The 17,524-nt window shown below is 63.4% G+C and carries 19 protein-coding genes; 8 read left to right on the top strand and 11 right to left on the bottom strand.

The features are described from left to right. The 6 genes from B4E36_RS06160 to B4E36_RS06135 form a co-directional block, all read right to left on the bottom strand. Nucleotides 1–234, bottom strand: a 234-nt coding sequence (locus B4E36_RS06160; protein WP_345900126.1) for a hydroxyisourate hydrolase, incomplete at its 3' end; no start/stop codon positions are given. After that, a complete protein-coding gene (locus B4E36_RS06155) occupies nucleotides 231–728 on the bottom strand; it encodes an ureidoglycolate lyase (RefSeq protein WP_292053020.1) in 498 nt (165 codons plus the stop codon). The genes B4E36_RS06155 and B4E36_RS06160, both read right to left, overlap by 4 nt. Further along, entirely contained in the window at nucleotides 725–1,756 is a 1,032-nt protein-coding gene (alc, locus tag B4E36_RS06150) for an allantoicase (protein ID WP_292053018.1), read from the bottom strand. The genes B4E36_RS06155 and alc overlap by 4 nt, the downstream gene beginning before the upstream one ends. A gap of 3 nt (nucleotides 1,757–1,759) precedes the next feature. Beyond that, nucleotides 1,760–2,254, bottom strand: coding sequence for a 2-oxo-4-hydroxy-4-carboxy-5-ureidoimidazoline decarboxylase (gene uraD, locus B4E36_RS06145; RefSeq protein ID WP_292053016.1), 495 nt, complete (start codon nucleotides 2,252–2,254; stop codon nucleotides 1,760–1,762). Next, the gene (gene puuE / locus B4E36_RS06140) at nucleotides 2,251–3,186 is read right to left on the bottom strand and encodes an allantoinase PuuE (protein ID WP_292053163.1); all 936 of its coding nucleotides are present in this window, start codon (nucleotides 3,184–3,186) and stop codon (nucleotides 2,251–2,253) included. Before puuE ends, uraD begins: the two co-directional genes overlap by 4 nt. A gap of 126 nt (nucleotides 3,187–3,312) precedes the next feature. Beyond that, complete coding sequence (locus tag B4E36_RS06135) at nucleotides 3,313–4,029, bottom strand: DUF1045 domain-containing protein (RefSeq protein WP_345900125.1); 717 nt, start codon at nucleotides 4,027–4,029, stop codon at nucleotides 3,313–3,315. Between the two features lie 480 nt (nucleotides 4,030–4,509). On the opposite strand from B4E36_RS06135, the gene adhP reads away from it, so the two are divergent. Further along, complete coding sequence (adhP, locus tag B4E36_RS06130) at nucleotides 4,510–5,535, top strand: alcohol dehydrogenase AdhP (protein WP_345900124.1); 1,026 nt, start codon at nucleotides 4,510–4,512, stop codon at nucleotides 5,533–5,535. 63 nt (nucleotides 5,536–5,598) lie between these two features. Here the strand turns inward: adhP and B4E36_RS06125 are convergent, their stop codons facing one another. Then, entirely contained in the window at nucleotides 5,599–6,741 is a 1,143-nt protein-coding gene (locus tag B4E36_RS06125) for an NAD(P)/FAD-dependent oxidoreductase (protein WP_292053009.1), read from the bottom strand. 76 nt (nucleotides 6,742–6,817) lie between these two features. Here B4E36_RS06125 and mnmD point away from each other — a divergent pair, with 76 nt between their 5' ends. The 3 genes from mnmD (at nucleotide 6,818) to mgrA (ending at nucleotide 10,439) form a co-directional block, all read left to right on the top strand. Then, nucleotides 6,818–7,504 (top strand): tRNA (5-methylaminomethyl-2-thiouridine)(34)-methyltransferase MnmD, encoded by a 687-nt coding sequence (gene mnmD, locus B4E36_RS06120; RefSeq protein WP_292053008.1) that lies wholly within the window; start codon nucleotides 6,818–6,820, stop codon nucleotides 7,502–7,504. Nucleotides 7,505–7,792: 288 nt separating this feature from the next. After that, entirely contained in the window at nucleotides 7,793–9,151 is a 1,359-nt protein-coding gene (locus tag B4E36_RS06115; protein WP_292053005.1) for a DEAD/DEAH box helicase, read from the top strand. A gap of 235 nt (nucleotides 9,152–9,386) precedes the next feature. Continuing rightward, complete coding sequence (mgrA, locus tag B4E36_RS06110; RefSeq protein WP_414673738.1) at nucleotides 9,387–10,439, top strand: L-glyceraldehyde 3-phosphate reductase; 1,053 nt, start codon at nucleotides 9,387–9,389, stop codon at nucleotides 10,437–10,439. Between the two features lie 105 nt (nucleotides 10,440–10,544). Here mgrA and B4E36_RS06105 read toward each other — a convergent pair whose 3' ends face one another. Further along, a complete protein-coding gene (locus B4E36_RS06105; protein ID WP_345900122.1) occupies nucleotides 10,545–11,561 on the bottom strand; it encodes a zinc ABC transporter substrate-binding protein in 1,017 nt (338 codons plus the stop codon). A gap of 124 nt (nucleotides 11,562–11,685) precedes the next feature. Between B4E36_RS06105 and B4E36_RS06100 the strand changes: the two genes are divergently transcribed. From B4E36_RS06100 to B4E36_RS06090, 3 genes are read left to right on the top strand one after another with little or no spacing between them, the layout of a single operon-like run. Further along, nucleotides 11,686–12,498 (top strand): metal ABC transporter ATP-binding protein, encoded by an 813-nt coding sequence (locus tag B4E36_RS06100; RefSeq protein WP_345900121.1) that lies wholly within the window; start codon nucleotides 11,686–11,688, stop codon nucleotides 12,496–12,498. Next, nucleotides 12,491–13,288 (top strand): zinc ABC transporter permease subunit ZnuB, encoded by a 798-nt coding sequence (znuB, locus tag B4E36_RS06095; RefSeq protein ID WP_345900120.1) that lies wholly within the window; start codon nucleotides 12,491–12,493, stop codon nucleotides 13,286–13,288. Before B4E36_RS06100 ends, znuB begins: the two co-directional genes overlap by 8 nt. After that, complete coding sequence (locus B4E36_RS06090) at nucleotides 13,285–13,716, top strand: Fur family transcriptional regulator (protein WP_414673737.1); 432 nt, start codon at nucleotides 13,285–13,287, stop codon at nucleotides 13,714–13,716. Before znuB ends, B4E36_RS06090 begins: the two co-directional genes overlap by 4 nt. A 16-nt stretch (nucleotides 13,717–13,732) precedes the next feature. Here B4E36_RS06090 and B4E36_RS06085 read toward each other — a convergent pair whose 3' ends face one another. Genes B4E36_RS06085 through B4E36_RS06075 form a run of 3 tightly spaced genes read right to left on the bottom strand, consistent with a single transcriptional unit; the run spans nucleotide 13,733 to nucleotide 16,276 of the window. Then, the gene (locus B4E36_RS06085; RefSeq protein WP_345900119.1) at nucleotides 13,733–14,998 is read right to left on the bottom strand and encodes a GGDEF domain-containing protein; all 1,266 of its coding nucleotides are present in this window, start codon (nucleotides 14,996–14,998) and stop codon (nucleotides 13,733–13,735) included. An 11-nt stretch (nucleotides 14,999–15,009) separates the two neighbouring features. Further along, the gene (locus B4E36_RS06080; protein WP_345900118.1) at nucleotides 15,010–15,552 is read right to left on the bottom strand and encodes a gamma carbonic anhydrase family protein; all 543 of its coding nucleotides are present in this window, start codon (nucleotides 15,550–15,552) and stop codon (nucleotides 15,010–15,012) included. A 34-nt stretch (nucleotides 15,553–15,586) separates the two neighbouring features. Further along, nucleotides 15,587–16,276, bottom strand: coding sequence for a fumarylacetoacetate hydrolase family protein (locus tag B4E36_RS06075; protein WP_345900117.1), 690 nt, complete (start codon nucleotides 16,274–16,276; stop codon nucleotides 15,587–15,589). 278 nt (nucleotides 16,277–16,554) lie between these two features. Between B4E36_RS06075 and B4E36_RS06070 the strand changes: the two genes are divergently transcribed. Beyond that, the coding region (locus tag B4E36_RS06070) for a diguanylate cyclase (protein ID WP_345900116.1) at nucleotides 16,555–17,524 on the top strand (970 nt) is incomplete at its 3' end.

The raw sequence follows: 17,524 nt of genomic DNA, 5'->3' as shown, positions 1-17,524 counted from the left end.
CGTCGCGCCGGTGCGCCTGAGATAGTCGCCAGCATGGAAAACGAGTTCGTACTGTCCCGGCTCGACTTCCTCTGATGTCAGCATCGCCCCGCCATCGATCCGGCCATCATCATTGGTGTAGACGGTCTTGAGAAAGATGCGCTCCGCGCCCTTGATGCGGTAGAGATCGATCTTCATCTCCGAAGCGGGCTGGCCAAGGGCGGTGTCGAGAACATGGGTGGTCAGGCCGGTCATGGGGTTGCCTCCTCGATGATGAACGGATCGGAATAGAAATATTCCTCGAGATTGTCGCCCGGCCCGGCGCGATCGACAACCAGAAAATCGCTGGTCTCGCCGAGCGCCATCAGCGGATGGTGCCAGACATTGGCATTATAGTTCACGCCCTGCCCGCTTTCGGCGAAAAACACGCGCGGGATGGACGGCACGCCGCCTTCATCTTCGGCGACCACCACCAGAAAGGGACGCGGCGACAGCGGCGAGAAGCTCTGGCTCCCGAGCGGATGGCGCTCCATCATGTCGACCGTATAGGGAAAGCGGCGCGGCTCGCCCCGGAAGATGTTGAGGATCACCGCTGCCCCCTCGCCCAAAGCCTCGGCGCGGGCCAACGCGTGAAACCGCGTGGTCGTGCCGCCATTGATCATCCTGGCTTTCGCCGGATCCGGCGCAATCACGGTGCCGAACGGCGCGAACGCCGCCGGCGTCAGCCGTTCAAGCGCCAGCTTTCTCATGCCTTCACCCCGTAGAGCCTCAGCCGGCTGATGCCGCCATCGGGGAAGATCGCGAGCCGCACATGGGTGACAGGGCCGATATCGGCAACCGCGCTGCCGCCGAACTCATGGATATGGTCGGCCTGCAGCTTGGTCTGTTCAAGGATCGGCTGCCAGTGCTCCGAGGCTTCGATCTCCTCCATGCTGAACACGTCCTTCTGCTCCGGCAGGTTGGCGCCGAGCAGCATGCAAGTATCGGGATAATTGCCCTTGAAATGGGCGGTATCGACAACGGCGCGCCGGATGATGCCGGGATGGCCGAGCTTGAAGATCACCCAGTCATGCCCCGGCCCGCGGCGACGCGCGGTCTCCCAGCCATCACCCATATTGACGCCGCGACCGGGGGCGAGCATGCGGTCGGGATGGCCGTAATGGGCATCCGACCAGTGCAGCGCATGGGTGCCGCCGAAGATATAGGCAAGATCGATCTCCTCGTTCTCGCCGACCTTCTCCCAATTGAAATAGGCCGAACCGTAGACCCTGAGCCGCGCAATGCCGCCATCGGGGAAGATGTGCAGGCGCAGATGCGTGAACACCTTCTGGCGGGTGTCCTGATCCATCTCGAAATAATGGTGCTTGTCGGGGCCGAGATCGACGCGCGCAAGCACCTCCTGCCAGTCGGCGTTCTCGTCCGGCTCGCCGCTTTCCATGAAGCAGCCCTCGATCGAACACTGCGGCGGGTAGTTGCCGGTGAAATAGCTGGTGTCGACGTCGAAACCGCGGATGCGGCCGGGCATGGCGAGCCTGATAATCGCCCAATCATGGCCGGGCACACGCTTGCGGCGGCTTTCCCAGCCATCCATCCACTTGCCGTGCTCGTCATATTCGCCGGGCAGGAAAACGGCGGCGTCATCCTTCAGCATGCGGGCAAGCGGCGCGAAGAACTGGTCCGTGGCATAGATCGCCCGCGCGCCGAGACGGGCGGAGGCAAGGTTGATCGCGCCGACCGCGAAATCGGGCAGGGCAACGGACGTTTCTTGTTCTGACATGGTTTACTCCGCGAGCATGTGGCGCAGCCTGAGACCGGCGATCTTCTCGACCTCAGCACAGGCTGTTTCAAGCTCGACGGCTTCGGAACTGTCGATCCGTTGCCGGAAGGCGGAGAGAATATCGTCCTTATTGAGGCCGCTGACCGCAATAATGAAAGGAAAGTTGAACTTGTCTATATAGGCGGAATTGAGCTCAGTAAACTCCGCATGCTCTTCGGGCGACAGCCGGTCGAGGCCCGCCCCCGCCTGCTCGCGGCGGCTTTCCTCGGTCAACCCGCCCGCGATCGCAAGCTTGCCGGCAAGGTCGGGATGGGCGCGCAGCACGCCGAGCCGTTCATCCTCGGGCGCCTCCCGGAACACCGTCGCAAGCGCGTCGGCAACGCCCGTTGCAGTCAACGGCTCATGGACCAGGCCCCGGTCATAGGCGCGCTCGGCGATGAAAGGGGAGTGCTCGTAGACGCCGCCGAAACGACTGACGAATGCATCGCGGGCAATCATTGCGCATCCTCCTGCGGCAGGTGGTTCTCGTACCAGTGGCGCGCGATCTCGATCCGCTTCGCCAGCCAGACCTTGTCGTGGTTCTGGACGTAATCGAGGAAGCGCTTCAGCCCCGCCAGCCGACCCGGCTTGCCGACAAGGCGGCAGTGCAGCCCGATCGACATCATCTTCGGCGCGCCCTCGCGGCCTTCGTCATAGAGCGTATCGAAGGCGTCCTTCAGATAGGTGAAGAACTGCTCGCCGGAATTGAAGCCCTGGGGGGTAGCGAAACGCATGTCATTATTGTCAAGCGTATAGGGGATGCGCAGGAACGGCTTGCCCTCCGACGTGCGCACCCAGTAGGGCAGGTCGTCGGCATAGGTATCGGAGGAATAGAGGAAACCGCCCTCCTCCATCACGAGGTCCAGCGTGTTGACCGAGGGCTTGCCCTGATAGAGGCCATAGGGCCGTTCGCCGGTGATTTCGGTGTGAAGCCGCACCGCCTCGCGGATATGGGCGCGCTCGGTGTCGATGTCGAAATCCTTGTATTCCAGCCATCTGAGGCCATGGCTTGCGATTTCCCACCCGGCCTCCTTCATGGCGGCGACGGCTTCCGGGTTGCGGGCCATCGCCTGGGTCACGCCATAGACTGTGACCGGGATTTCCAGGCGCGTGAACAGCCGCCACAGCCGCCAGAAGCCGGCGCGCGAACCATATTCATAGAGCGATTCCATGTTCATGTTGCGCTGGCCGGGCCAGGCCTCGGCGCCGACGATTTCAGACAGCAGGCATTCCGACGCCGGGTCGCCGTCGAGAATGCAACTCTCGCCGCCCTCCTCGTAATTGATCACGAACTGCACGGCGATATTGGCCTCGCCCGGCCATTTCGGGTCCGGCGGATTGCGGCCGTAACCCACAAGTTCGCGCGGATATGCGTTCGTTTCAGCGTCCATCATGCCCTCAATTCCATTCCTTGCCGACGGTAGACGACCATCGGCATCGCCGGAAGAGATAAGGCGAAAAGGCCGGCAGGAATCAAGGGGAAAAGCCAGATCGGCCCGATTGCCGCCACACAGCCTCTAGGCCGACTGCCGCGCCCTGACGGCGCCCATCGGATGCAGCGAATGGACGCAGAACGGCGCGCCGGGCTCCTCTTCGATGAACAGCGCGATATGATCGACCTCGACCGGCTCCAGCAGGATCGGCCCGAAAAACGCCGCGACCGAGCGCTCCATCCGCGCCATTTCGCTTGGGGAAAGAGGGCCGGTCAGCGGCATGTGAAAGGAGAAGGCGGCAAGCACGTCCGGCTCGCCCCAGCGATGCAGATTGGCAAACTGCACCGGCGTCAGCCCGCCCGAGGCCCGCCGCTCGATCTCGGCCTCGGAAAGCGGCGCGCGGAAGGCGTCGAATTCGGTGACGATGCTGGCGGCAAGCGTATCGAGTGCGGGAACCGCCGTCATCGGCGCGAGCGCCAGGATATCGCGGCGATGAACGACCGTGAGCGGCGGCAAGGTGAAGGGCTGAAAGCGCATGGCAAAGCGCATCATCGCCTTCAGCAGCATGGATTCGTTCATGCCTTCGGTCAGATGAAACGGCGATTTCAGCATGCCCTGAAACCCGTAGCGGCGCGGCAGAGCCGTGTGATAGGCGATCTCGGCAAGCGGCAGGCCGGTGATCATCGGCGGCTCGACCACCTCGCCGGAAAACGCGCTCCGCCCGATCCAGTTCGCGCCCACGATGGCGAGCCCGTCATGCGGCGATGGCGTAAAGCAGATAGCATAGCGTTCGGCGGGCATCGCGGGTCACATGAGGAAACGGTTTCTCGCTTCTGAGATAGCCGATTCCAATGACACTGATACGACGGGCTTACCGTTTGCGGCGCGGCCAGGTGCGGCAATCTACACCATGGACAATCCGGCAGCGCGGTCTATTCTGTTTATGCGCAATGCATCTGCATCACATCAAGATGTCGGCCGTCCCGGACCGCGCAGACGATCTGCGGTACAACCTTGCCGGCATCGGTTGAAATGACAGGCGCATGCCAACCGGGAAAGGAAGCGTCGTGCATTTCGGTTGCAAATATTCCCAATCAGAGAACGAACACCGCCGCCTCCGGTGCGCCTTGAAGCAAGTTCGAACAGGCGTTGGTCAGCGCCTCGAAAACGGTCGGTCCGTCAGTCCCGTGCTGATTGATCGGTCGACCCGAAGGCCGCCTCACCCGGCCACCCCCCTTTGCGGAAGTGCCTTTCCGCATTTTCTCAAGACAGGATTTTCCGATGGAAAAGACCATGAAAGCCGCCGTTGTCCGGCAATTCGGCAAGCCTTTGGTAATGGAAGAGGTCGCAGTCCCCTCGGTCGGGCCGGGCCAGATTCTCGTCAAGATGGCCGCAAGCGGCGTCTGCCACACCGACCTGCACGCGGCGGAGGGTGACTGGCCGATCAAACCCGAGCCGCCGTTCATTCCGGGCCATGAGGGCGTGGGACACGTCGTCGCCGTGGGGACCGGGGTAACCCATGTCAAGGAAGGCGATCGCGTCGGGGTTCCGTGGCTCTACACCGCCTGCGGCTGCTGCAAGCATTGCCTCGGCGGATGGGAGACGCTTTGCGAATCGCAGCAAAACACCGGCTATTCGGTCAATGGCAGTTTCGCCGAATATGTTCTGGCCGATCCGAACTATGTCGGGCACCTGCCTGACAATGTCAGCTTCACCGAGATTGCGCCGATCCTCTGTGCAGGCGTTACGGTCTACAAGGGCCTGAAGGTGACAGACACGAAACCCGGCGACTGGGTCGTGATCTCGGGCATTGGCGGGCTTGGACATCTGGCCGTGCAATATGCAAAGGCAATGGGCCTGAACGTGCTTGCCGTGGATATCGACGACGCGAAACTCGACCTGGCGAAACGGCTTGGCGCAAGTCTGGCGGTCAATGCCCGCAATGCCGATCCGGTGGCCTTCGTGAAAAAGGAAATCGGCGGCGCGGAAGGGGTTCTGGTCACCGCCGTCTCGCCCAAGGCCTTCGAACAGGCGCAGGGCATGGTCCAGCGCGGCGGGACCGTATCGCTCAATGGCCTGCCGCCCGGCGATTTCCCGCTTCCCATCTTCGACACCGTGCTGAACGGTATCACGGTGCGCGGATCGATCGTCGGAACCCGGCTTGACCTGCAGGAAGCGCTTGACTTCGCCGGCGCTGGAAAGGTCAAGGCGACGATCAAGACCGACAAGCTCGAGAACATCAACGAGATCTTCGCCAAGATGCATCACGGCGAAATCGAGGGCCGCATCGTCATCGACTACCAGTGATCGCAGAGCCCGGCATGTCAGAAGGCATGGAGCCATTTTGCGTTTCGAAGAAAGCGAGTGGCTCTATCGCTTTTCGCCGTGGGCACGTCGGCGGTAAATTGAAAGATCGTAGATAGCGGGCAGCGCCTCAACCGGCTGGCCTGCGGCAAGCCGCACCGCGTGATCCGCCAGCCGGTGGGCGATGCCGAAACTGGTCTTGAAGCCGCCGCCGAGCGCGATGACGCGCGGCGCGGCATCGATCGCGCCGATCATCGGTTCGCGGTGGATGCCGCGTGGACGCAGGCCCGCCCAGCGTTCGACCACCGGCGCGTCCCGCAGCAGCGGCACGGCTTTGCGCGCGGCCGCGATCAGAGCGTCGAGGCGATGGTCGGTCGCCGCCGCATCCTCGAACGCATCCTCCGTGGTCGAGCCGACGGCGACACGACCGCCTTCATGGGCGATCACGTAAAGCCCGTCATCGAACACGATCGGCCACGACGGGTCGCAGTTGGCGGCAAAGAGCGCCGCCTGCCCCTTGACCGGGCGACCGAGCGGCTTGCCGGCCGGCGCGAAGAGCGGCTGAAGCAGCGGAAAGGCGCCGATGCCAGCCGAAACGATGACGCGCCCGAAGCCGACCCGACCGCCATCGGCCAGATGGAGATTGTTCGCCGCCGCGTCGATTTCCGTCACCGTCGCCGTCAGGCGGCGCACATGCCGGGCGTTTTCGAGAAAGACCTGAAGCGCCGCGACCACGCCGCGCGGAAAAACATGGGCGGCGAAGTCTTCGTGAACATAGGCAAGCGCCGCGGGATCGACGGCCGGCCAGCCGTCAAGCGGCGGACGATCCACCACGGACCACGCGAAGCGCCACTCACCGCTGCGCCAGTTCACGGCGGCCGCCTCGGCACGTGAGAGCGCGGTCTCGACCTGGCGTTCGGCATAAAGCGGCATCACCCGACCGGCGCGGCGATAGCCGGTCGAAACCCCGGTCTCGGCCTCCAGCGCGCGGATATGGCTCTCGAGCTCTGCAAGCGCCTCGAACTGGAACTGCTTCTTCTCGTCCCACTGGTCCGGCATATAGGCCATCAGCGCACCAAGCAGGCCATTGCTCGCGGCCGGTCCGCCGCTGTCGATCAACAGGGTATCGATCCCCGCCTTTTCGGCGTGATAGGCCGCCCACAGCCCCATGATGCCGCCGCCGATGATGGCGAGGTCGGCGGATGGCATTTGACCTGAGGGGGCTGGCGCGTCATTCATTCCGGCGATGGACCACAAACGGCGAACGGATGCAACAGGCTCATAGATGGCGATAACATGGGATGACGGCAACCGGCCGTTTTCGGAGGCGTTTCAGGACCACTATTTCTCCAAAGCGGACGGGCGGGCCGAATGCGGCCATGTGTTCATCGACGCCAATCGGCTGGCCGAACGCTGGCAGGCGGGCGGGACCTTCCGCATTGGCGAACTCGGTTTCGGCACGGGGCTGAATTTCTGCGAAACCTTTCGACGCTGGAAGGCGCTCCGGCGGCCGGACGGACATCTTGCCTTCACCTCGTTCGAGCTGTTTCCGATGACGAAACCCGATATCGACCGCGCCCTGTCGCACTGGCCGGAGATCGATGCGGAGCGCGTGGCCCTGACCGCCGCGTGGCCGGAGCGCCCCGAAGGCGTCATCACCATCGACGCCGACCCACAGACCCGCCTCACCGTCATCTGCGCCGACGCTCTGAAGGCGTTGACCGCCCTGCCGGACCGATTCGATGCCTGGTATCTCGACGGCTTCGCCCCCTCCCGCAACCCCGATATGTGGTCGCAAGAGCTGATGCGCGCCGTCTTCGACCATACCGCGCCCGGCGGCACGTTCGGCACCTATGCCGCCGCCGGCTTCGTGCGCCGCAACCTTCAGGCGGCCGGCTTCACCGTCGAGCGCCGCCCAGGCTTTGCCGGAAAGCGCGAAATGCTGGCGGGTTTTCGCCCGGCCGGGCGGTAATGCCAAGGATCATGCTTGACTTTTGCCAGCCCGGGCATCATGTAGAGCCCAGCTTTCCACCTGTTCGCATGCCGCGTGAGCATGCCTGGCGCAGATGACCCGAGATGGTCGCGTCAAGTCCGGGTCAAGCGCATGATAAAGTCCGGCACTCCCAGTCGGCGCGCGGAAGGCATTTTCCACCGATAAGTTCCCACTTCACGCGGGGCGCTTGAAACCGAAACCACCGGCATTTGCGTTTGGTCGCAATGCGCGGAGGGCTTTCGGCATGCCTTGAAAGGCGCTTTTGAATTGACTGAATTTAATACACTTGGACTTTCCGCCCAGCTCGTCGCCCGTGTTGCCGCGGAGGGTTATGAAACCCCGACGCCGATCCAGGCGAAGGCCATACCGCTGGTGCTCGAAGGCCGCGACGTGATGGGCCTCGCCCAGACAGGCACCGGCAAAACGGCCGCTTTCGGCCTGCCGATCATCGACATGCTGCTCGCAAACGGCGGCAAGCCCGCGCCGAAGACCGTCAAGACGCTGATCCTCGCCCCGACGCGCGAACTGGTGAACCAGATCGCGGAAAACCTGCGCATCTTCGCCCGCAAGACGCCGCTCAAGGTCAACATCGTGGTCGGCGGCGCATCGATCAACCGCCAGCAGCAGCAGCTTGCAGGCGGCACCGACATTCTGGTGGCCACCCCCGGCCGGCTTCTCGACCTGCTGGACCGCAGGGCGCTCAACCTTTCGGCCGTGCGCTATCTGGTGCTGGACGAGGCCGACCAGATGCTGGACCTCGGCTTCATCCACGACCTGAAGAAGATTTCGTCGCTGGTTCCGGACGAGCGCCAGACCATGCTGTTTTCGGCCACCATGCCGAAATCGATCGCCGAGCTTTCCAAGCGCTTCCTGACCAATCCGGAACGCGTTGAAGTGACGCCGCCCGGCAAGACCGCCGACCGTGTCGAGCAGGCCGTGCACTTCGTCGCCGGCAAGAACGACAAGGTCGAGCTTCTCCGCCAGGAACTCACCAACAACCCGGATGGCCGCGCGATCGTGTTCCTGCGCACCAAGCACGGCGCCGAGAAGCTGATGAAGCATCTCGACAGCCGCGGCTTCGCCACCGCCTCGATCCATGGCAACAAGAGCCAGGGTCAGCGCGAGCGGGCGCTGAAAGCGTTCAAGACCGGCGAGATCAACGTTCTGGTCGCAACCGACGTCGCCGCCCGCGGCATCGATGTGCCCGGCGTCACCCATGTCTACAACTACGATCTGCCCGAAGTGGCCGACGCCTATGTCCACCGTATCGGCCGCACCGCGCGCGCCGGCAAGGAAGGCAAGGCGATCGCGTTCTGCACGCCCGAGGAATCGGCGCTGCTGCGCGATATCCAGAAGCTGACCGGCATCGAGATCACCGTGGCGAGCGGCGAACCCCATGCCATGGCCGAGCGCCCGGCGCGGGGCAACGGCCGTGGTCGCGGCGGCGCCGGCAACGGAAAACCCGCCCGCCGGGCCCGCCCTTCCGCCAATGGCGGCCAGCGCCAGGGCGAAGCCCGCAACGGCGGCCCGCGTGACGGCGCGCCCCGCGAGGGCGCCAACCGCAACCGCCCGGCCAAGAACCGCCGCCCGCGCAACCGCCAGGGCGACCGCCGCCAGAGCGCGTGAGAAAGAAGTTGCAACACTCGCCGCGCTGTCGGCGATAATCGCAACCTTCCCTCTCATGGGTCATGCTCGGACTTGATCCGAGCATCCAGGCCACACGGAGAACGTTGCCTGGACCCTCGGGTCAAGCCCGAGGGTGACACGGAGAGTGGGGTGGGATATTCCAAAATCAGAGGCGGCGGCGTTCTGCCGCCTTTTTCATGGCCGGGGCGTCCCGGCCCTCTTCAGGCAGGAGGATATGATGAGCTGGACACCCTCGAAGACCCGCTACGATACGATGCAATATAACCGCTGCGGCGCGTCCGGGCTCAAGCTGCCGGCGATATCGCTCGGCCTCTGGCACAATTTCGGCGACGATACCGAGCGCGCCCGCAAGGTGGCGATCTGCCAGACCGCGTTTGATGCCGGCATCACCCATTTCGATCTCGCCAATAATTACGGCCCGCCCCCCGGTTCCGCCGAAAAGGCCTTCGGCGATATCCTGCGCAACGAGTTTGCCGGCCTGCGCGACGAGTTGATCATCTCGTCCAAGGCCGGCTACGGAATGTGGGAGGGGCCCTATGGCGAGTGGGGCAGCCGCAAGAACCTTATGGCATCCTGCGACCAGAGCCTGAAACGGCTTGGCCTCGACTATGTCGATATCTTCTATTCCCACCGTTTCGATCCCGACACGCCGCTGGAGGAGACGATGATGGCGCTCGACCAGATCGTGCGGTCGGGCAGGGCGCTTTATGTGGGAATTTCTTCCTATAACTCTGAGCGCACCCGCGCGGCCTACAAGATCCTGAAGGAGTTGAAGACGCCCTTCGTCATCCACCAGCCGAGCTATTCGATGATCAATCGCTGGGTGGAGGAAGACGGGCTGCTCGATACGCTCGAGGAACTGGGGCTCGGCTCGATCGTGTTCTCGCCGCTGGCGCAGGGCATGCTGACGTCCAAATATCTGAAGGGCATACCCGATGACAGCCGGGCGGCGCAGGGCAAATCGCTGCGCCATGAATTCCTGCGCGAGGAGACGCTGGACCATATCCGCGCGTTGAACGCGATCGCCGAGCGGCGCGGCCAGACGCTGGCGCAGATGGCGCTGGCCTGGGTGCTGCGCGGCGGGCGGGTCACCACTGCGCTGATTGGCGCAAGCCGCCCCGAACAGGTGCTCGATTGCGTGAAGGCCCTCGACAACCCCGATTTCACCGAAGCCGAGCTTGCCGAAATCGACAAATATGCCCGCGAGGCCGACATCAATCTCTGGGCGAAATCGGCCGAACGGAAGGGACCGGAGCGGCAGAAGTAATCGCGCCCAGGAACGGCGGACAAAAAAAGGCCTGCGGGGGCACTACTCGCCCGCAGGCCACATCGCCCCGGCCATGCGCGCCCGGGGCAATGCCTTCATGGCGGATTACTCGGCCACAAAGCAGTCGGTGAGATTGCCGGCGAGGTTTTCCAGAAGCAGGAAATAGAGATCCGGCCCGTCCTCAAGACCCGCGCCCAGCGGGTCGAGCACGCCGGTGCGGGCATCCGTGCCTTCGATCACCGTGTCAACGATCTTCGGCGGGAATTGCGGCTCGGAGAACACGCAGGCCGCACCGAGTTCGGTCAGCTTGTCGTGGATTTCGCGGATGCGCTGTGCGCTCGGCGGGGCTTCGGGGTTGACGGTGATCGAACCCGCGGCCTCGATGCCGAAGCGATGGCCGAAATAGTGGTAGGCATCGTGGAAGACGACATAGGGCTTGGCGTTCACGGCGTCGATCTGGGCCTGAATGTCGGTCGTCAGCGCATCGAGCCGGGCGTCGAGCTTTTCGGCATTGTCGGCATAGATCTCGGCGTTGGCGGGGTCGTTTTCCGACAGCGTTTCCGCCATCGCGGCGGCAAAGGCCTTCGCATTCATCGGGTCAAGCCACATATGCGGGTCGACTTCGCCGTGGTCATGGTGATCGTCATGACCGGCTTCGTGATCATGGTCGGCATGGTCGTCGTGGTCATGCCCGTCTTCATCATGACCCTCGTGATCATGGCCTTCATGATCATGATCATGGTCATGCGCATCGAAAGCGCCGCCTTCGCGCGGGGCCAGCGTCTCCACGCCGGGGGCGTCTTCCAGTTCCACGATCTGGGCATCGCCGCCGAGCGCGTCGAGCGGCTTGTCGAGAAAATGCTCCAGCGCCGGACCGATCCAGAACACGACATCGGCATTCTGCAGCGCGCGCGCCTCGGATGGCGTCATGCTGTAGGTGTGGGGCGAGGCGGCGCCTTTCACCAGAAGCGTCGTTTCGGTCGCGGTTCCCGCGGTAAGCGCGGTCGTCAGCGAATAGAGCGGCTTGATCGACGTCACGACCTTGAGGGCATCCTCTGCCGCTGCGGTCTGGGCGAGGGCCATCGCGGCCGTCGTGAGGAGAAACAGGCGGGACGTTTTCATGAGATCCTCATTATTTTTGAAGGCGGGAAGCCTGGGGATTGCAGTTCTACGTAATGTTATTACATCAATTGCGTTACGCTATAACGTATGTCATAGACACGGGCAAGACGGAGTTTTTGGAAAAATGCATTCGAATGACCTGCTGGTCTCGCTCGACAATGCCGGGCTCCACCGTAATGGAAGGTGGCTCGTGCGCGGCGTGGGCTTCAGCGTGCGCCGCGGCGAGATCGTCACCCTGATCGGGCCGAACGGCGCGGGCAAATCCACCAGCGCGCGGATGGCGCTCGGGGTTCTCGCGCCCGATGAGGGCAGCGTCGAGCGCGCCGCGGGGCTGACCGTCGGCTATGTGCCGCAAAAGCTTGCTATCGATCATTCCCTGCCGCTGACGGTGCGTCGCTTGATGACCCTGACCGGGCCGCTCCCAGCCGCCGCGATCGCCGAAGCGCTGGAGGAGGTCGGTATCGCCCATCTGGCCAAGGCCGAGGTCCAGACGCTGTCCGGCGGCGAGTTCCAGCGCGCGATGCTGGCGCGCGCGATTGCCCGCAAGCCCGACCTTTTGGTGCTGGACGAGCCGGTACAGGGCGTCGATCATGCCGGCGAGATCGCGCTTTACGCTCTGATCTCGCGCATCCGGGAACGCCAGGGCTGCGGCATATTGATGATCTCGCACGACCTGCATGTGGTGATGGCGCGGACCGATACGGTCGTCTGCCTCAACGGCCATGTCTGCTGCACCGGTACGCCGGAGGTGGTCAGCGGAAGCGAGGCCTACCAGTCGCTGCTCGGGGCCCGCGGTGATGGCGCGCTCGCGCTCTATCGCCATGATCACGATCATACCCATCTGCCCGATGGCAAGGTGCGCCATGCCGATGGCTCGGTCACCGAACATTGCCATCCCGATGACGGCCATCATCACGAGGCGCAGGAACATGCTTGACGATTTCTTCGTCCGCGCTCTGGTCGCCGGCATCGGCGTCGCGCTGATGGCGGGTCCGCTCGGCTGCTTCATCATCTGGCGCAAGATGGCCTATTTCGGCGACACCATGGCGCATTCGGCCCTGCTCGGCGTGGCGCTTTCGCTGCTGTTTACGGTCAACCTGACGCTCAGCGTGTTCGTGGTCGCCACCATCGTTTCGGTGATGCTGATCATGCTGGAGCGCCGGCGGGCTCTGTCCACCGACAGCCTGCTCGGCATTCTCGCCCATTCCACGCTGGCGATCGGCCTGGTGATCGTATCGTTCCTGACCTGGATCCGGGTCGATCTGATCAGCTTCCTGTTCGGGGACATCCTTTCGGTGACCCGTACCGATATCGCCACGATCTGGCTCGGCGGGCTTGTGGTGGTCGCGGCGGTGGCGGGCCTGTGGCGACCGCTTTTGGCAGCCACGGTCTCGCCCGAGATCGCCCAGGCCGAGGGCATGCGGCCGGAGACGGTGCGCTTCGTCTTCATGCTGCTGATGGCGCTGGTGATCGCGATCGCGATGAAGATCGTCGGCATCATGCTGATCACCTCGCTCCTGATCGTGCCCGCGGCCACCGCGCGCCGCTTCGCGCGGACCCCGGAGATGATGGCGGTGTTCGCATCGCTGATCGGGGTTGTGAGCGTGGTGGCGGGATTATATTCGTCGCTCTATTATGACACGCCATCCGGTCCGTCGATCGTGGTGGCCGCCATGCTGATCTTTCTGGTGACGCTGGTGCCCGAAGCGGCAAGGCGGCCGCGATGAAAACGAGGGACGAGATGAAAAGGCCCGATGAAAAGCTGACACGCAACCAGGCGCTGGTGTTCGACTGCCTCAGCGGCAGCGAGGCGCCGATCAGCGCCTATACCATTCTGGACCGGCTGCGCGATCAGGGCTTCAAGGCGCCCTTGCAGGTCTATCGCGCGCTTGAAAAACTCACCGAGGCCGGGCTGGTTCACCGGCTTGAGAGCCTGAATGCCTATGTCGCCTGCGCCCATCCGCATCAGGATTGCAGCCATCACGGCATGACGGCCTTTGCGATTTGCGAGGGGTGCGGCGCGGTGATCGAGTTCCATGCCCACGATATCGAGGACGCGCTTGGCGAGTTGGCGCGGTCGAAAGGGTTCCGGCCCGGCGCTATGACCGTGGAGATGCGGGGACTATGCGCGGCATGCGCTTCTGGCGAAGCATGATGCCGGCTATGCGAGCTCAGTTTCGCAGGGCGGCCTTCGCGGCATTGTCCCCGAATTCCGGGGCGGGATCCATGGAGAGGTCGACCCGTGTGCAGTTGCGGCCCGCGCGCTTGGCGGCATAAAGCGCCCGGTCGGCCCTGATCAACAGGTTGCGCGAATCGTGCTGGGTCGTCGCCGGGTGCTCGACGGCGATCCCGATGCTGACCGACAGTCGTTTGCTCGGACTCGATGCGTGCGGGATGGCGAGTTCTGCGATCGCGTCATGAATGCGGTCGCTGAGGGCAAGGGCCGCATCTTCGTCACTGTTCGGCAGCACCAGTGCGAACTCCTCGCCGCCGAAGCGCGCGGGAAGATCCTCGTCGGACCGGGTGGATGCCTTGAGCGCGGCGGCAACCCGTTTCAAACACTCGTCGCCGGCGGGATGGCCATAGGTATCGTTATAGCCCTTGAAATGGTCGATATCGATCATCAGCATGGCGAGCGGCCGGTCCGCCTCTGCGGCTGCCGTCCAGCTCTGTTTCAGGAAATCGTCAAACAGGCGGCGGTTGGCGAGCGCTGTGAGGGCATCCGTGTTGGAGATATCGTTGAGCGAGCGATATTTGGCATAGAGCGCGTCGGCATAGACTTTTTCCCGCAGGTAGAGGAGGAACACCTTGCGCTCCACCGACTCGATGCGATAGCTCGCCAGCAGAGTGAGCAGACTTGTCACGCCGAGAAAGACCAGGGGAGAGGTCTTCTCCATTGGCAGCAGTGTCGGCAGCGGAAGGATGAAGAAGGCGGCGATGGCGAAGTTGACCGATGCGGCCACCACAGCCTGGGACGTGCGCAGCGGCAACGCGATATTGCCGACGATGGCAAGCAGTATAAAAGTGTACGGCTCGAATTCCACGATCGGATTGCCGGGCGATTTCAGCATCAGTCCGGTGCCGACCGCCGATACCGCGACGCCGAAAACCGAAATCCAGCCCGGAAGGCGGGTGTCGAGATCGCGCATGATCAAAACTGTTAGCGCTGACAGCAAGGCCAGAACAACGCCAGATCTGATCAGGGTCATGCGGGCCAGCAATTCTTCCCGATAAATCAGATCGATAAAGGCAAAACCCGCGATCACGAGGATGCCGATCGCGCCTGCCCATACGAGTTGGCGGTGGCGGCTGCGATGCATCTCCTCCACGAACCGGCGTTCGAGCGGGCGCGTGAATCGGAGCAACGCCCCCCTTTTTTTCAGGTTGAGTTCAATCTGCTCGTCGAGCAACTGGTCTTCGCTCGAAAGGCTTTTCACGCGCCGCAACATCATGGCGCGCCGGACCCCGCAGGTCGCAGATCGCGGCTGAAGCGCTTCCAGTTGGCGATGTAGCTCTCGGCCGACCGACGAAGGCCGGCGATCGCTTCGCCATCGAGTTCGCGCACGGCGCGCGCCGGCGCGCCGACGATCAGGCTGTTGTCGGGGAAGGATTTGCCCTCGGTCACCAGCGCGTTCGCGCCGATCAGCGAGTTGCGGCCGATCGTCGCGCCGTTCAGGATCGTGGCACCCATGCCGACAAGGCTGTTGTCGCCGATGGTGCAGCCATGGAGGATTGCGCGATGGCCGACGGTGCAGCCTTCGCCGATCGTGGTCGGGAAGCCCATGTCGGTATGGATGATGACCCCATCCTGGATATTGCTGCCCCTGCCGATGGTGATCGGCTCGTTGTCGCCGCGCAGCACGGCCGCAAACCATATGCCGACATCCTCGCCGATAATGATGTCGCCGATCACCGAGGCGTCGGGAGCGATCCAGAATTGGCCTTCGGGCGGCAATCGCGGCTGTTTATCGGCCAAGTTGTAAAGGGGCACTTGCATCTCCTCTCAAACGCAGACAGACACTATATCAGATCACCTCGAATGCAAGGTCTCCAACGCCTTCGATGCTACACGCGATGCGATCACCACGCTCGACCGGGCCGACGCCAGCCGGCGTGCCCGTCAGAATGATGTCGCCGGCCGCAAGGCAAACGTATCGAGACAGTTCCGCGATGATTTCCGCGGTCTTCCATATCATCTGCGAGAGATCGCCGTGCTGGATCACCGTGCCGTTGCGCACAAGGCTGATCGCACCGCGCTCGGGATGGCCGATTTCGGCGGCGGGCGCGATGTCGGAGACGGGCGCGGATGCCTCGAAGGCCTTGGCCATTTCCCACGGCCTCGATTTCGCTTTGGCTTCGTCCTGAATATCGCGCCGGGTGAAATCCACCGCGACGCCGTAACCGTATACACAATCCAGGGCCTGATTGACGCCGATATCGGCGCCGCCATTTTTCAGGGCAACAAAACACTCCACCTCATGGTGGACGTTTCGCGACAGGACGGGGTAGGGAAAGGGTCTGCCGCCAGGGACGAGATTGTCGGGGTTCTTCTGGAAGAAGAACGGCGCTTCGCGGCTGGGATCATGACCCATCTCCACCGCGTGTGCGGCGTAATTTCGACCGACGCAATAGACCCGGCGAACGGGAAAGGTGCTTTCACTGCCTCTGACGGGCAGGGTCACAGCGGGCGGGGAGGGAATGACGGTTGAAGACATTGGTGCTTGTCCTGAAAGCGAGAGCCACGGCGGGTGCGTTTTGACGCCGGCCCGGATTGAGGATCTCGGCCGAACGGCGCCAAACAGGCCACTAAGTAGGAAGTGCAAGTGCATCGGTCCAGTGTTAACCCTACCAACTCGTCGGCATATCGGTATATATTGGACATTCCTCGCTCTCACGGCGCCCTGGAGCGAACCGCGCGCCTTGTCGTTGAAATTCGACGCCCGTGCTTCCGCGGGTTCGAAGGTTGAAGAAAGGCCTGGCGGTTCAGGACGCAATGCTTGAGAATCTGGAAATCATTATCGCCATGCTGGAAAAGGTCGGCATGGCGGCCCTCATCGTGCTCGCCTATAGGTTGATCCGCTACGCGCGCTTCTCAATCGTCCGTTCATCGCTCGCGATCGGGCTGCTGTTCGGCTTCGGGGCGGTGGTCACGATGGTCGATCCGCTGGAGGTCCTGCCGGGCATCATCGTCGATATCCGGGCGGTCATGGTTGCCCTTGCGGCGCTTTTCGGCGGCCCGCTCGCCACCTTGATCGCATCGGCCGTGACCATTGCGATGCGGATTTATATCGGCGGCGCCGGTGCGCTTGCGGGCTGCGTCAGCATCGCGCTGGCCGCGGTGATCGGGCTTGTCTATGCACGCCTCAGCGGCGGACGGCGCGATGCTGTCGGTCTTGCCATTCTGGGCATGTTGCTGTCGCTCACCCTGGTCGCGGGCATTTTCGCGCCCGTTCCGATAGTGTCGTCGACAACGCCGGCGCTCATCATCCGCAATCTGCTCGGAACCATGATCCTCGGCTATCTGCTTGCCATGGAGGAACGGCGCGAGGCCGAATATCGCGCCTACAAGCGCGAGGCGGAGCGCGATCCGCTCACCGGACTCAAGAACAGGCGGGCGCTCGAGGCGTTTGACCGGCAGGTCGCCACCGAGGCGGAGCGTCGCCCCTTCGCCGTACTGATGATCGACATCGACGGCTTCAAATCGCTGAATGACCTTCACGGACATGCCTTTGGCGATAGGGTTCTGCGCCGGCTTGCCGAGGTTGTCCGCGGACGCATGCGCGGCTTCGATCTGGTGGTGCGCTATGGCGGGGAGGAATTCTGCGTGGTGGTCAAGGAGGCGACGCTGCACAATGCCAGGCGCATCGCGGAGGATATCAGGCTTCAGATCATGGAAGAGCGTTTCCAGGCGGCGACGGAGGAGGTCGGCGTGACGGTCAGCGTCGGGGTCGCCGAATCAACCC

Origin of the sequence: Martelella sp. UBA3392, assembly GCF_002358775.1 — a bacterium.
GTDB classification, from domain to species: domain Bacteria; phylum Pseudomonadota; class Alphaproteobacteria; order Rhizobiales; family Rhizobiaceae; genus Martelella; species Martelella mediterranea.
This window is presented reverse-complemented; position numbering and strand designations above follow the sequence as displayed.